Raw genomic sequence first — 13,177 nt, forward strand, 5'->3', positions numbered from 1 at the left:
GATCGCGGTGCCAGAGTTTGCCCGACATGCCGCCGCTTGCCCGCCGTATTGGCGGCGAGCCTCGCTCAAGCTGCTATCATCGCCGCCACAGCGCATCTGTCACGATAAAGACAAATAGGGAGTCACGAACATGAAAATTCTGCGCATGGTTGCTGCGACCATCGCCGCGGCGGGGTTGCTGTCGTCAGCCCACGCCCAGAACTGGCCGTCGCAACCCGTTCGCATCGTCGTGCCGACGCCGGCGGGCAGTTCGGTCGACATCGTTGCCCGCGTGATCGGCGACAGGCTCAAGGATTCGCTCGGCCAGCCGGTCGTGGTCGAAAACCGCGCCGGCGCCGGCGGCACGATCGGTGCCGACGTCGTGGCCAAGGCGCGCGACGGCCACACGCTGCTGCTCGGCTACAACGGCCCGTTGACGGTCGCGCCTTCGCTGTTCCCCAAACTGCCCTACGACCCCGCCAAGGATCTCCAGCCGGTCATCCTGGCCGCCACGCAGCCCAACGTGCTGGCGGTACGCAGCGATCTGGGCGTGTCGAATCTCAAGCAACTGATCGCCTACGTGAAGGCGCGTCCCGGCAAGCTCGACTATGCCTCTGTCGGCAACGGCTCGCTGTCGCACCTGTCGATGGAAATGCTCAAGATGGAAGCCGGCCTGTACATGCTGCACGTGCCGTTCAACGGCGGCCCGCCCGCCGCGCAGGCATTGGCTGCGGGCGAAGTGCAGATGGGTTTTGCCGCGTTGTCGAACGTGCAGCCGCTGGTCAAGTCGGGCAAGGTCAAGCTGATCGCGGTGTCCAACGGCAAGCGTTCGGTTGCCTTGCCGGATGTGCCGACGGTGGCCGAGCAGGGCTTCCCCGGATTCGACGCGACAACCTGGAATGGCTTCCTTGCGCCGGCCAGCATGCCCAAGGATGTGGTCACGCGCCTGAATCGCGCGATCAATCAGATCCTCGCGCAACCCGATGTCCGCAATAAGCTGCTAGCGGCCGGTGCAGAGCCCGCTGGCGGCTCGCCGGAAGAGTTCGCCGCGTTGATGAAGGCCGAATTCACCCACTGGCCGCCGGTCGTCAAGCGCTCGGGCGCCAAGGTCGACTGATGATGTACCGGCAGGGTGACGCATTCACCCTGCCGTCCGTATTCCTTTTCCGCGTGTGTGTTGCGCGCATTCCGGCGCGCTACCCGCGCATCCGTGTCCGCCATGAAAACCTTATTGCCCGCCCGTAACCGCGACACCCTTGCGGGAATCGTATTCGTCCTTTTCGGCCTTGCCTTTGTCATTGGTGCCGGTGCTTATGACATGGGCACCGCCGCCCGCATGGGGCCGGGGTTCTTCCCGCGCATGCTCGGCGGCGTGTTGGTCCTGCTCGGCATTGCCGTGTTCGCGGTGGGCGCGCGTGCCCCGGTGACGGCAGGCCTGCTGCGCGGCTTTCCGCTGCGCCCGCTGCTGGCGATCTGTGCGGCCATCGCGGTATTCGCGCTGCTGCTTGAAAAAGGCGGACTGGCCCTGGCGTCCTGGGCGCTGGTGATGGTGTCGACGGCCGGGCAGCGCAAGCCGCACTGGATCGAGGCCTTCGTCGCCGCGATCGCGCTGACGGTGGTGGCCGTGCTGGTGTTCGCCTACGGACTCAAATTGCCGCTCAACGTGTGGCCACGGTTCTGACGCATCGGCTCATCGTGTTTGATCTTTCGCGCGTCCGCGAACGCGCTTCTCTTGCCTCGGCCTGATCATGGACTTGCTCAACCATCTGGCGCTCGGTTTCGAAACTGCGCTGACGCTGAATAACCTCATGTACTGCTTCATCGGCGCGCTGTTCGGCACTGCCGTCGGCGTGTTGCCCGGGCTGGGGCCCGTGTCGACCATCGCCATGTTGCTGCCGCTGACGTATGCGCTGTCGCCGGTGTCGGCGCTGATCATGCTGGCCGGCATCTATTACGGCGCGCAGTACGGCGGCTCGATCACGGCGATCCTCGTGAACCTGCCGGGCGAGTCGTCGTCGGTGGTGACCTGTCTCGACGGGTACCAGATGGCGAAGCAGGGCAGGGCGGGGGCGGCCTTGGCGATCGCTGCGCTCGGATCTTTCTTTGCTGGCACGGTGGCGACGATCCTCATCGCGGCCTTCGCCACTCCGCTTTCGGAATTCGCCACGAGTTTCCGCTCCGCCGAATACGTGTCGCTGATGGTGTTGGGCCTGGTCGGCGCGGTGGTCCTGGCGCATGGTTCGCTGCTCAAGGCGTTCGCCATGATCGTGCTGGGACTACTGCTCGGCATGGTCGGCACCGATGTCAATTCGGGCGTACAACGTTTTGCATTCGACGTGCCCGAACTGTCCGATGGTTTCAACTTCGTGGTGGTGGCGATGGGCCTGTTCGCCTTCGCCGAGATCATCCGTAACCTCGAACAGGCCGAGGCGGGCGAGGCCAGTCTGCAGAAGGTCTCCAGCCTTTGGCCTACGCGCACCGACATGCGCCGCGCGGCGCCCGCCGTCGTGCGCGGAACGCTGCTCGGATCGATCCTCGGTGTGCTGCCGGGCGGCGGCGCGCTGATGTCGTCCTTCGCGTCGTACTCGCTGGAGAAAAAGCTCTCGCGCACGCCGCAGGAATTCGGTCGTGGTGCCATCGAAGGCGTGGCCGGCCCCGAGTCCGCCAACAACGCCGGTGCGCAGACCTCGTTCATCCCGATGCTGACGCTGGGCATTCCGCCCAACCCGGTGATGGCGCTCATGATCGGCGCGATGACCATTCACAATATCCAGCCCGGCCCGCAGGTGATGAACACCGACCCCGCGCTGTTCTGGGGATTGATCGCGTCGATGTGGGTGGGCAACGCCATTCTGCTGGTGCTCAACCTGCCGCTGATCGGTATCTGGATCCGCATGTTGCGCGTGCCGTACCGGCTGCTCTATCCGTGCATCCTGGTGTGCTGCGCGATCGGTGTGTACGGCATCCAGAACAACCTGTTCGACGTGATGCTGACGCTGCCCTTCGCGCTGCTCGGCTACATCTTCCATCGTCTGGAGTGCGAACCGGCGCCGCTGTTGCTGGGCTTCATTCTGGGGCCGATGCTGGAAGAAAACCTTCGTCGCGCGCTGTCGTTGTCGCGCGGGGACCCGACCGTATTCATCACGCGCCCGATCTCGGCCACGCTGCTGGCGATGGCCGCGCTGCTACTGATCGCCGTGCTTGTGCCGGCGATCAAGCGCGGTCGCGAGGTCGTGTTCGTCGAGGAAGACTGAGCGCCGGCGCTCAGGCCTCTTCGGGCGCGAGCTGCACGCCGTTCTTGCCTGCGCGCTTGGCGGCGTACATCGCTTCGTCTGCGGCGGCCAGCAAGTGGTCGGCGTTATAGCCGCTGTCCGGGCGATAGAGCGAAATGCCGATGCTCGTCGTCATCGTCAATTGCTGGCCCGCGATGTGGAAGGGCTGCGTCATTGCTTCGACGATGTGGCGGCTGACTTCGCGCGCGTCGTCGATGCCGTCGCCGAGCGATTCGAGCAGCACCGTGAATTCGTCCCCCGCGAGCCGCGCGACGGTGTCCGTCTGGCGCACGTTCTCCAGAAGACGCACGGCGAACTGGCGCAGCAATTCGTCGCCCGCTTCGTGGCCGAGCGTGTCGTTCACATTCTTGAAACCGTCCAGGTCGAGGAACATCAACGCGCATGGCTTGCCCCATCGACGGGCGCGCGCCATCGCCTGCGGCAGGCGCTCCATGAACGCGCGCCGGTTGGGCAGGCCGGTAAGCGGGTCCTGCATGGCCTGCTCTTCGAGCCGTAGTTCGAGCTGCTTGCGCTCGGTGATGTCGACGCCCATCGTGTAGAAACCGAGCACCTTGCCGGTCGCCTCATCTACGTGCGGGATGTAGGTCGTCAGCAGATAGCGCTCGGTGCCATCCATGGCGATCACGTTCTCGAACTGCACCTGCTCGCCCGCGCCGGCGCGATCCATGTAGGGCGCCACGCGTGCCATCGTGTCGGGCACGAGCACTTCCTGCGCCTTGCGTCCGATGATGTCGGCCGGATCGATGCCGAAGACGGTGTGGTACGCCTGATTGGCGAAGCCATACCGCAGATCGGTGTCGACGTAACCGATCAGCACTGGCAGGTTGTCGGTAATCGTCTTGAGCCGCCTCTGGCTCTCGCGCAGGGCGCGCTCGGCTTCCTTGCGTTCGCTGATGTCATGCACGAAGCCGGTGATGATCACCGTACTGCCGCGACGAACCACTGACGTCGCGACCTCGCCGATGAACTCCGCGCCATCGCGCCTGAGCAACTTGAGTTCGCGGCGCGGCGTATCCATGGCCCGATCGCCCCTGTCCACCAGCGCGTGGCGCAGCAACTGGTCGTAGTCCTTGCGACAGGCAGGCGGCACGACCAGGTCTGTGAGGCGTTCGCCCATCACTTCGCTTGCCATCCAGCCGAAGGTGTACTGCGCCTGCAGGTTCCACGAGGTGATGCGGTGCTGCTCGTCGACCGTGATGCACGCGACGTTGGCATTGCGCAGAATGTCGCGCACCTGCTCTTCGCTGCGCAGCGCCGCGTCTTCCGCCTGCCCGCGCTCGATGAGTGCGCGCGCCAGATGTTCGTTGGCTTCGTGGAGTGCTTCGGTGCGTTCTTCGACGCGCTGTTCGAGCGAGGCATTGAGCGCGGCGAGCTCGCGTGTGTGCTGCCTTTCGGTGTCGATCATCTGGATGATCGCGTCGGACAGGACGAAGGACTCGTGGTAATTCGATTGCCGGCGGATCTCGATGTCATGTTCGCCCGCCGTATAACGTTCGACCGCCCGCGAGAGTTCGTTGAGCGGGCGTGCCAGCCCGCGCGCGAACACCGTCGCAAGCAGGAAGAACACCGTACACACCAGCGCCCCCGTCATGACCAGTTGCGCCTGCAGTTCGCGAAATTCCACATAGACGACCGATTCGGGCTGGCGCACCACCACCGTCCAGCCCAGGCCCGGATAAGACATGTAGCCGAGCGTGTCGCTCACGGCAGTGGCGTAGCGATGGCCGTCCGGCCAGGTGACGAACAACTGCTCAGGGCCGTGCTCCTTGTGGCGCATCGCGCCAACGTCGATGTGCGTCATCTTCTGGTCGGGCGGTCCGAGCAGCACCGCGCCGCTGCGGTCGACAATCCACACGTCCGCGCCGCGCCTGATGCGCTCGTTCTCGATGAGCTCCTTTTCGAGCTGCGATGCCCAGTTCCACGACAGATGCGCGCCGATCACGCCGACCAGCGTGCCGTCGGCCAGGCGGATCGGGGCCGAGATGTCGACGAAGTGCCAAGGCTCGTCTCGCTTCGGCAACAACGAAGCGAGCAGACCGGCCTCATGCACATCGCCTACATGAGGCGCGATCGCCCCGGCCTTGAACCACGGCCGCGCACTCACATCCGCGCCATTGAGCAAGCCGCCGGTGGCCGCCTGTACGACGCCGTCGGTATCGGCGACGCCGATCCATGCATAAATCGGCAGCGTGGCCTGCAGGCGTTCGAGCATGCGTTGCACGCGTGCGGGGACGTCGCGGTGCACGATGGTGTCGGCGCTGGCGATGCGCACGATCTCGGCGTAGCGCTCGAACATGCCGCGGTCGAGTCCGTCGCGGAGTTCACTGGCGATCTGGTCGAGCGACTCGACGGCCTGCCGTTCGGCGTAATGCTTGGCAAAGCGGTCCACCACGATCAGCAGCGGAATCACTGTGACCAGCACCGTAAGTACCGCCCCCATGCGAATCCAGGTGGCCAGGTCGAGCCGACGCGGTCGCGTGACGACGCGGGCGGAGGGGAGCGGCTGCTTGCTGGACGCGGTCATCTCGATCGCTCGTTGGCCGCGGGATCAGGAGGGCCGTTCAGCAGCGCCTGATACAAGGCCAGGTTGGTCTCGGAAAAACAGCAGAAGAGCACGTCCGTCAGCGTGCAGCCGGCGTCGACGAAGCCGCGTACCGTACGCACTGCGATGACGGCCGCCTCGTCTGCCGGATAGCCATAAACGCCGGTGCTGATGCACGGAAATGCAATGCTGTGGAGGCGGTGCGCCTCGGCCTGCTCAAGACTGTTGCGGTAGCAGGCGGCCAGCAGCTCGGCTTCACCATGGCGGCCTCCTTGCCAGACGGGCCCCACCGTATGGATGACATGCCGCGCGGGCAGGTCATGACCGCCTGTCAGCTTGGCCGAACCTGTGCGGCAACCGCCGAGCAGGCGGCATTCCGCCAGCAGGCCGGGGCCGGCGGCGCGGTGGATGGCCCCGTCGACGCCCCCGCCGCCGAGCAGGCTCGAATTGGCGGCGTTGACGATCGCATCTACCTTGAGCGTGGTGATGTCCGCAATGAGTGCATGCAGGCTTGTCATGGTCGAACTCCCAGCAGCTATGCCGACGGCGGCCCCGATGCTGAGGGCTGCCGCCGATTTCGGCAAGCGCCGTCCAGCGCCTTGGGGTGCATTTTGCATTTGATTACCATCAAATCCGGATGTGGGCTTGATGCGTGCCCGGATTGCTCACCTCGTATAAGGTAACGGCTCCAACATGTAGCAAAAAGGGTGAAAAGAATGAACAAACGTCGTCGTTTCATGACCGTTGTGCCGGCCGTCATCGGCCTGGGTCTGCTAGGAAGCCGCAGCGCGAGCGCACAGGCGGCGAAGGTGGCCGAGACCGACCCGACGGCGGTGGCCCTGGGCTACAAGGAAGACGTTGCCAAGGTCGACAAGAAGAAATACGCCAACTACAAGGCCGGCGACACCTGTGCCAATTGCCAGTTGTTCGCAGGCAAGCCGACCGATGCATGGGGCCCGTGCTCGGCTTTCGGCGGCAAGCAGGTTGCTGCCAAAGGTTGGTGCGCCGCTCACGTGCTGAGGCGTTGATTTGTCCGAATCACCAAAACGATCGGCAAAACGAGTAAAACGATTAACTGATCGTATATTCGTTTTAACATAAAGGTTTACGTGTAAGAAAACTTCCTAGTGGAAGTTCATGCTGTTTAACGTTTTACTCCGCCGCGGGCGCTTCACAGGCCCGCTATCCCATGGAGGAGACAGCATGAAAATCACAAGTCCGATAGGGCGGTTCTGCGGTTCACTGATGGTCCTGGCGCTTGCTGGCCAGGCCCATGCAGTGACCGTCGACTTCCAGATGAAGAGTACGGGCAGCGCCAACTACACGACCGATGTCGTCATCACGAACGATACCGGTTCCACCATCAACGGCTGGTCGCTGAGCTTCACCCTCGGCAATTCGCTCAAGAGCTTCTACAGTGCCAACAAGAGCGGCACCGATCCCTACACCTTCACCAACGTGTCGTTCAACGGGACGATCAATCCGGGCAAGACCGCCAGCTTCGGTTTTACGGCCAACGGCACGTTCAACGCCGCCAACCTGGCCAACTGCGTGATCAACGGTTCGCCGTGCACCTTCCTGGTCGGCGGCGTGCCGGTGGGCGGTTCGTCCAGTTCGAGCAGCAGTTCGAGCTCGTCGTCCTCGGTGGCGTCCAGTTCCAGTTCGAGCAGTTCTTCGGTCTCGTCGTCCTCGTCGTCGAGCGTGTCGTCCAGTTCGTCGAGCAGTTCGAGTTCGGTGGCTCCGGCCTACAAGCAGACCTTCAACTCGCTGACCACCGGCGCGATCTGGACCAACAACATCGACAGTTCCAAGATCAAGGCCCACCCCGAGAACGCGCTGATCACGGCGTCATGCGGTCCGGATAGCTCCAACTGCTATCGCGTGGTCTACCGTCACGCGGACGGCATCCACAAGCAGCCGCCGGCCAATCCGGTGTTCACCACGACCAACGGTGTCATCGACTGGACGCCCTCGGGCACCGGCATCACCAACACCGCGACCGACGTGACGCAGGCCAATCTGCCGATCGATGGCACGACCAACGACAGCGGCAAGGACACCAATGCACCGGTGCCGTCGAAGTCCTACACGCTCACGTATGACGTGTACTTCGAACCGGGCTTCGACTTCGCCAAGGGCGGCAAGCTGCCGGGCCTGGCATCGAAGGCCTTCGACAGCGGTTGCACCGAAGACGGCAACGCCAAGCGGCAAGGCACCAATTGGAGCGTGCGACTGATGTGGCGCGCGAATGGTCGAGTCGAGCTGTATTCGTACGACCAGAGCCGTCCGTCCGGCAACTGCGGCATCGACCGCATGATCGACGCTGTCGATGGCGATGCGCCGTATGAAGTGCCGGGCCAGATCCCGAACAACGGCAAGTTCCGCTTCACTCCGGGCACGTGGTACACCATCCGCCTGTCGGTCAAGGTCAATGACAACAACTCGGTGGTCTACCAGCGCGACGGCAGCGGCAACCTGGTGCTCGATAGTCAGGGCGACCCGATCCCCGTGTCCGGCAACGGTGAGGTCAGCCTCGCGATCAAGAATGCCAGCGGAACCGACAAGCGTCTGCTGGTCTATCCGAACGTGGCCCTGCGCGACGAGTGCAACGGCACGTGTCCGGGCACGGTGCCGGACACGCAGGCAACGTGGGTCAACGCGGTGTTCTTCAGCACGTTCTTCGGTGGCAACGAGACCAAGCGCCTGACCTGCCTCGGATCGATGCCGTCGTACCCGAACCTGACGCAGGCGCGCTTCGACGAGCTGTGCGCATCGCAGAAGAATCCGGCGATCTTCCCGACGTTGACCTGGGAGCCGCAGACGCCGTCCGCCGCGCGCTTCGACAATATCGTCGTCACGCCGGGCTACACCAACGCATCGTTCTGATGCCACACGGCGTTTCGCCGCAAACAAAAATGGCCGGCACATGCCGGCCATTTTTTTCGCGCTCCCGACAGTGCCCGGGAGTTCGCAGCCCTATCTCGTCAGTTCTCCGAATTGAGCCACTGCGCCGTCGTCAGCGTGATCTTGCCCGCGCCGGCCGGTTCCGAGCCAGTGTGCAGCACGGCCCGCAATTCGGTCGGCTGGTGCATGGCGATCGGATTGGGCGGAGCGTTCTTGTAGCTCAGGTAGATCGGTGGCGCCTGAACGGGCCCCAGCGTGCTGGTCGAATCCGCGCTGTCGCCCTTCCATACGGCCCAGGTCTGGCCCTGTGCGGCATAGGTGCTCTGCTGCGAGGCGTCCGGCATGTCAGCGGCGAGCAGTTCGTGCTGCGTGTTGCGCGCGATGATCGAGCCCGTGTAGGTGGCGTCGCTCGGATTGGTCTGGTTGTTGCGCAGCGGTGTCAGGACGCCGACGTACAGGCTGTTGTCGACTTCGATAACGCCGCTTTCGGTCGAGATCGTGCCGTTCGAAGTAATGCCGAAGTGGTACGAGCCCGTGCCGGTGAAGTCCTTCGTGAGCGCGGCGCTGCCGGCAATGATCGGATCCAGCCAGGACTTGATGACGCGAGCATTGCTGCTGTCGGCAAAGATGTTGAACACCTGCACGTCGCCGCCCCGCAGGCGCGGCATGCGGTCCTGCAGATCCTGGTAGTAGTTGTGGTGCAGCGTCAGTTGCAGGCTGTTGTTCTTCGTATCTTTCGCCGTGGCCCCAATAAGGTGTCCCTTCTTCACCGTGCGGGTGACCTGGGTGATCTGGTCTTGCGTCAGGCCGTTGTCGCGCAGTTTCTTGTACATCGTCGGTTTGTTGGCTTCGAGGTAATCCATCTGCGCCTTGATGAACGCACCGCCGCGGCTGTCGCCGCCGAGGATTTCGCTCCACGAGATGGTGATGCCGCTGGAGCCGCCCTTGATATCAACGATGCCGTCGTACGCCTTGTAGAACGTGCAGTGGTCGATCCACACCTTGGTGGCCGCCGTACCGTCGCCCAGCGTGATGTAGTCCCAGTCGTTCTTGTCGTAGTCGCCCTTGGTGGCTTCGTCCCATTCCCAGGCTTCGTCGAACTTGAGGTTGCGGATGATGACGTTGTTCACATCCTTCAGGTTCAACTCGCCGTGGCGCAGCGTGGCGCCGTTCTTGGAAAAGATCGTGAGTCCGTCGATCTTCTGGATGTCGATCAGGCTCATGCCGGTCAGTATCAGCTCGGGATGGATCTGCGGCTGCGTTTTCTGGGCGCGGTACGGACCGCTGATAGGCAGCCCCGATTCGATCGTGCCGAGATTCAGGTCGTTCATGATCTCGATGACCTTCACCGGCGCTGGCTTGGTGCCGATCTTGGCCGCCGTGATGGCGGCGATGAATTCGGCTGGCGTGGTGACCTTGCGATAGGTCGCGTCGGTCTCGGCGACGACACCCCCGCCGGTGACCTTGGTGCCGAGGGCCGCGTAGCCGTCGACGTTGTAGACGCTCAGTCCCGTCGGCACACTCGGAGTGCTGGAGGACGAGCTTGAAGACGGTGTGGGCGAACTCGCTGAGCTGGACGTCGTACTCGACGATGATGCGTCGGAGGAATTCGACGACGCGTTGGACGAGTTTGAGCTCGCGGTGCTCGACATGCTGCTCGAGCTGCTGGTCTTGCTTGAAGAACTCGATGACACCGACGAGCTGGATGTCGCGCTGCTCGACGTAGACGAACTGCTGGCGGACGACGTGGAGCTCGTCGAGCTGTTGTCCGACGAGTGTGCGCTGCTGGTGCTGGATGCCTGCGAGCTCGACGACGAAGCATCGCTCGAAGCGCTCGACGCATCACTGCTGCTCGCCACGCTGCTGCTTGAAGAGGACGGTGTGCTGGGCGGATCGTCGTTATTGCCGTCGCCTCCGCCGCATGCCGAAAGGGTCATCACGGCGCAGGCGAGCATCGCCAGCATACGTGGGTGAATGGTTGCCATCGTTGTCTCCTTGATCTTTTTGCTGTCCCGCTGTTTGCCGGAACGAGGCAAGAATGGTTCCGGTCACAATGGATGACAATCAGATAAGTCGCGCAAACCTGGCAGCGTTGTGGATCATCAATTGAGATAGCTCGCCTCTCTCGCGATTGCCTGCGGGCAGGAGAATGTTCTGGCGAGCGCTGGATAAAAAACTGACGTCAGAGTCTTCGGGATTCCGCGGCGGGCGGCAGGGACTGCAACCAAAGAAGGCGGTCAGCCCCCTGGGCTGTTCCCATCGTTCCGCACTGCGCCCCGTGTGGCCCCCTATGCGTGGGGCTTGAGACGAGAGAAGCGGGCCAGGCACGCTTTGCGGGCTGCGTCGTGATCAACGATGGGCGGCGGGTACGCTCGTGTGTCGAACAGGCTGCTTGAAGTCCCTGGGCCGGCCCACGGAGCGTGAATGACCTTTCCCGAAACCCCCGTCAGTTCAGGCACGTAGCGGCGGATGAAGTCGCCGTCGGGATCGAATTTTCTTGATTGGGTGACGGGATTGAAGATTCGGAACCATGGCTGCGCGTCGCAGCCGGTCGATGCCGCCCATTGCCAGCCCCCGTTGTTGGCCGCCAGATCGTAATCGTTGAGCTGCTGCGCAAAATAGCGCTCGCCGCGCAGCCAGTGGATGCCGAGGTCCTTGGTCAGGAAGCTTGCGGTAATCATGCGCAGCCGGTTGTGCATGTAGCCGGTCTGATTCAACTGGCGCATGGCCGCGTCGACGATCGGGTATCCCGTGCGCCCCTCGCACCAGGCCCGGAAGTGAGCTTCGTTGTCCAGCCACTGGACGCTGTCGTATTCCGGCCGGAAGGCTCGCGCGACCACGTGCGGATGGTGGTAGAGGATCTGCTGATAGAAGTCGCGCCAGATCAGTTCGGACAGCCACGCGCGGGCGCCTTCGGAGTCCCGCTGCCACGCGAATCGTGCGAGTTCGCGGATCGAGAGGGTGCCGAAGCGCAGGTGGACGGACAGGTACGACACGCCCTTTCTGGCCGGAAAGTCCCGCAGCTCATGGTAGCGATCGATGCGCCGCTGGAAGTCCGTCCATGTCGCGGCGGCGCCGTGCATGCCGCAGGGCAGGGCAAGCTCGCGCAGGTTGGTGGGCTCGAAGCCGATGTCTTGCAGCGTCGGCACGCCAGCATGATCGATCGGCGGCGCGAGCCGGTGGCGGTATCGGTGCACCGGCCAGCTCGACAGGAAGAACGCATCGGCCTTGCGCAGCCACGCATTGCGATACGGCGTAAATACGGCGAACGGCCGGCCGGACTGAGTCAGGATCTCGTCTTTCTCGAAGATCACCTGATCCTTGCTGCTCACGAAACCGATGCCCGCATCGAACAGGCTGCGGGCAACGTCGGCGTCGCGTTCGATGGTGGCCGGCTCGTAGTCACCGTTGGCGTACACCGCGCCCACGCCCAGCTCGACGGCAAGCCGCACGATCTGCTCGCGCGCCTTGCCATGGCGCACGATCAACTGACCTCCGCTGGCGCGCAGGCTGGCGTCCAGCTCGACCAGCGATTCGCGGATGAACTCCACCCGTCGATCGCGCCGAGGCAACGCATCGAGGATATCGGTGTCGAAGACGAACGCGCAGAACACCCGGGCGTGCTTGCGCAAGGCCAGGTAGAGCGCGGCGTGGTCGTCGTCGCGCAGGTCGCGGCGGAACCAGACCAGGGCTGGCGTATCGGTCGGATCGGGCATGCGGGCGGTACGCTTCTCGATGGGCCGCCCACCCTAGCGCATCGGCGCCGGGCGTCAAGCGGGGCGCGGCCGGCATTCGCGCCGGTTTCAATTTGCAGCACTCTTGCAGGCCGCGGTCTGCCGGAGGGCGTCGAGGAAGGCTAAAATGCACACCGTGAAAAACGTCAACCTCACCCATCATTTCCTGATCGCCATGCCCTCGATGGTTGATCCGAATTTCTCCCGCACGCTGACCTACGTGGCAGAGCACAACGAGGACGGAGCGCTGGGAGTCATCGTCAACCGCCCGATCGACCTGACGGTTCAGGGGCTGTTCGAGCGCGTCGAGCTGTCGCTCGAGTCCGACGGTTTTGCCGATCTGCCGGTGTATTTCGGCGGCCCCGTGCAGACCGATCGCGGCTTCGTGCTGCATCGACCGGCGGGCGACTGGCAGTCGAGCCTGCGCGTCAATAGCGACATCGCGCTGACCAGCTCGAAAGACATCCTGCAGTCGGTCGGCAGCCAGGGCGAGCCACGTGAAATCCTCATTTCGCTCGGCTACGCAGGCTGGACCGCCGGCCAGCTCGAAGAAGAACTCGCCCAGAACGCCTGGCTCACCGTACCGGCCGACGGCGACATCATCTTCAACCTGCCGCCCGAAGAGCGGCTGGGTGCAGCGATGCAGTTGCTCGGCATCGATTTCACCAACCTCTCGGACGTCGCCGGACATGCGTGAGGGCGCCGCCTTCGCCCTATCGCGCCGC

General features: G+C 63.7%; 11 protein-coding genes. 7 read left to right on the forward strand and 4 right to left on the reverse strand.

Annotated features, from left to right (window positions below):
* The first annotated feature begins 130 nt into the window (after positions 1–130).
* From ACDA63_RS09755 to ACDA63_RS09765, 3 genes are all read left to right on the forward strand, one after another.
* Entirely contained in the window at positions 131–1,096 is a 966-nt protein-coding gene (locus tag ACDA63_RS09755) for a Bug family tripartite tricarboxylate transporter substrate binding protein (RefSeq protein WP_373663039.1), read from the forward strand.
* A gap of 102 nt (positions 1,097–1,198) precedes the next feature.
* Positions 1,199–1,660: a tripartite tricarboxylate transporter TctB family protein gene (locus ACDA63_RS09760; RefSeq protein ID WP_373663040.1), complete on the forward strand. Its 462-nt coding sequence runs from the start codon at positions 1,199–1,201 to the stop codon at positions 1,658–1,660.
* A gap of 67 nt (positions 1,661–1,727) precedes the next feature.
* Positions 1,728–3,233 carry a tripartite tricarboxylate transporter permease gene (locus ACDA63_RS09765; RefSeq protein WP_373663041.1) on the forward strand — a complete coding sequence of 502 codons (1,506 nt, stop codon included), beginning with the start codon at positions 1,728–1,730 and terminating at the stop codon, positions 3,231–3,233.
* 10 nt (positions 3,234–3,243) lie between these two features.
* Here the strand turns inward: ACDA63_RS09765 and ACDA63_RS09770 are convergent, their stop codons facing one another.
* Together ACDA63_RS09770 and ACDA63_RS09775 are read right to left on the reverse strand one after the other, a co-directional pair.
* Positions 3,244–5,796 carry a diguanylate cyclase domain-containing protein gene (locus ACDA63_RS09770; protein ID WP_373663042.1) on the reverse strand — a complete coding sequence of 851 codons (2,553 nt, stop codon included), beginning with the start codon at positions 5,794–5,796 and terminating at the stop codon, positions 3,244–3,246.
* Positions 5,793–6,332 carry an O-acetyl-ADP-ribose deacetylase gene (locus tag ACDA63_RS09775; protein ID WP_373663043.1) on the reverse strand — a complete coding sequence of 180 codons (540 nt, stop codon included), beginning with the start codon at positions 6,330–6,332 and terminating at the stop codon, positions 5,793–5,795. The genes ACDA63_RS09770 and ACDA63_RS09775 overlap by 4 nt, the downstream gene beginning before the upstream one ends.
* A 198-nt stretch (positions 6,333–6,530) precedes the next feature.
* On the opposite strand from ACDA63_RS09775, the gene ACDA63_RS09780 reads away from it, so the two are divergent.
* Together ACDA63_RS09780 and ACDA63_RS09785 are read left to right on the forward strand one after the other, a co-directional pair.
* The gene (locus tag ACDA63_RS09780; protein ID WP_373663044.1) at positions 6,531–6,842 is read left to right on the forward strand and encodes a high-potential iron-sulfur protein; all 312 of its coding nucleotides are present in this window, start codon (positions 6,531–6,533) and stop codon (positions 6,840–6,842) included.
* Between the two features lie 175 nt (positions 6,843–7,017).
* The gene (locus ACDA63_RS09785; protein WP_373663045.1) at positions 7,018–8,700 is read left to right on the forward strand and encodes a polysaccharide lyase; all 1,683 of its coding nucleotides are present in this window, start codon (positions 7,018–7,020) and stop codon (positions 8,698–8,700) included.
* 98 nt (positions 8,701–8,798) lie between these two features.
* Here the strand turns inward: ACDA63_RS09785 and ACDA63_RS09790 are convergent, their stop codons facing one another.
* Positions 8,799–10,238 carry a hypothetical protein gene (locus ACDA63_RS09790; RefSeq protein ID WP_373663046.1) on the reverse strand — a complete coding sequence of 480 codons (1,440 nt, stop codon included), beginning with the start codon at positions 10,236–10,238 and terminating at the stop codon, positions 8,799–8,801.
* 7 nt (positions 10,239–10,245) lie between these two features.
* Between ACDA63_RS09790 and ACDA63_RS09795 the strand changes: the two genes are divergently transcribed.
* Positions 10,246–10,692 carry a hypothetical protein gene (locus ACDA63_RS09795; protein ID WP_373663047.1) on the forward strand — a complete coding sequence of 149 codons (447 nt, stop codon included), beginning with the start codon at positions 10,246–10,248 and terminating at the stop codon, positions 10,690–10,692.
* A 314-nt stretch (positions 10,693–11,006) separates the two neighbouring features.
* On the opposite strand, the gene ACDA63_RS09800 is transcribed toward ACDA63_RS09795, so the two are convergent.
* Positions 11,007–12,434, reverse strand: a complete 1,428-nt coding sequence (locus ACDA63_RS09800; protein WP_373663048.1) for a deoxyribodipyrimidine photo-lyase — start codon at positions 12,432–12,434, stop codon at positions 11,007–11,009.
* 145 nt (positions 12,435–12,579) lie between these two features.
* On the opposite strand from ACDA63_RS09800, the gene ACDA63_RS09805 reads away from it, so the two are divergent.
* The gene (locus ACDA63_RS09805) at positions 12,580–13,149 is read left to right on the forward strand and encodes a YqgE/AlgH family protein (protein ID WP_373663049.1); all 570 of its coding nucleotides are present in this window, start codon (positions 12,580–12,582) and stop codon (positions 13,147–13,149) included.
* Positions 13,150–13,177 lie beyond the last annotated feature (28 nt).

It is taken from the genome of Uliginosibacterium sp. sgz301328, from assembly GCF_041807905.1.
GTDB lineage: Bacteria > Pseudomonadota > Gammaproteobacteria > Burkholderiales > Rhodocyclaceae > JBGVSA01.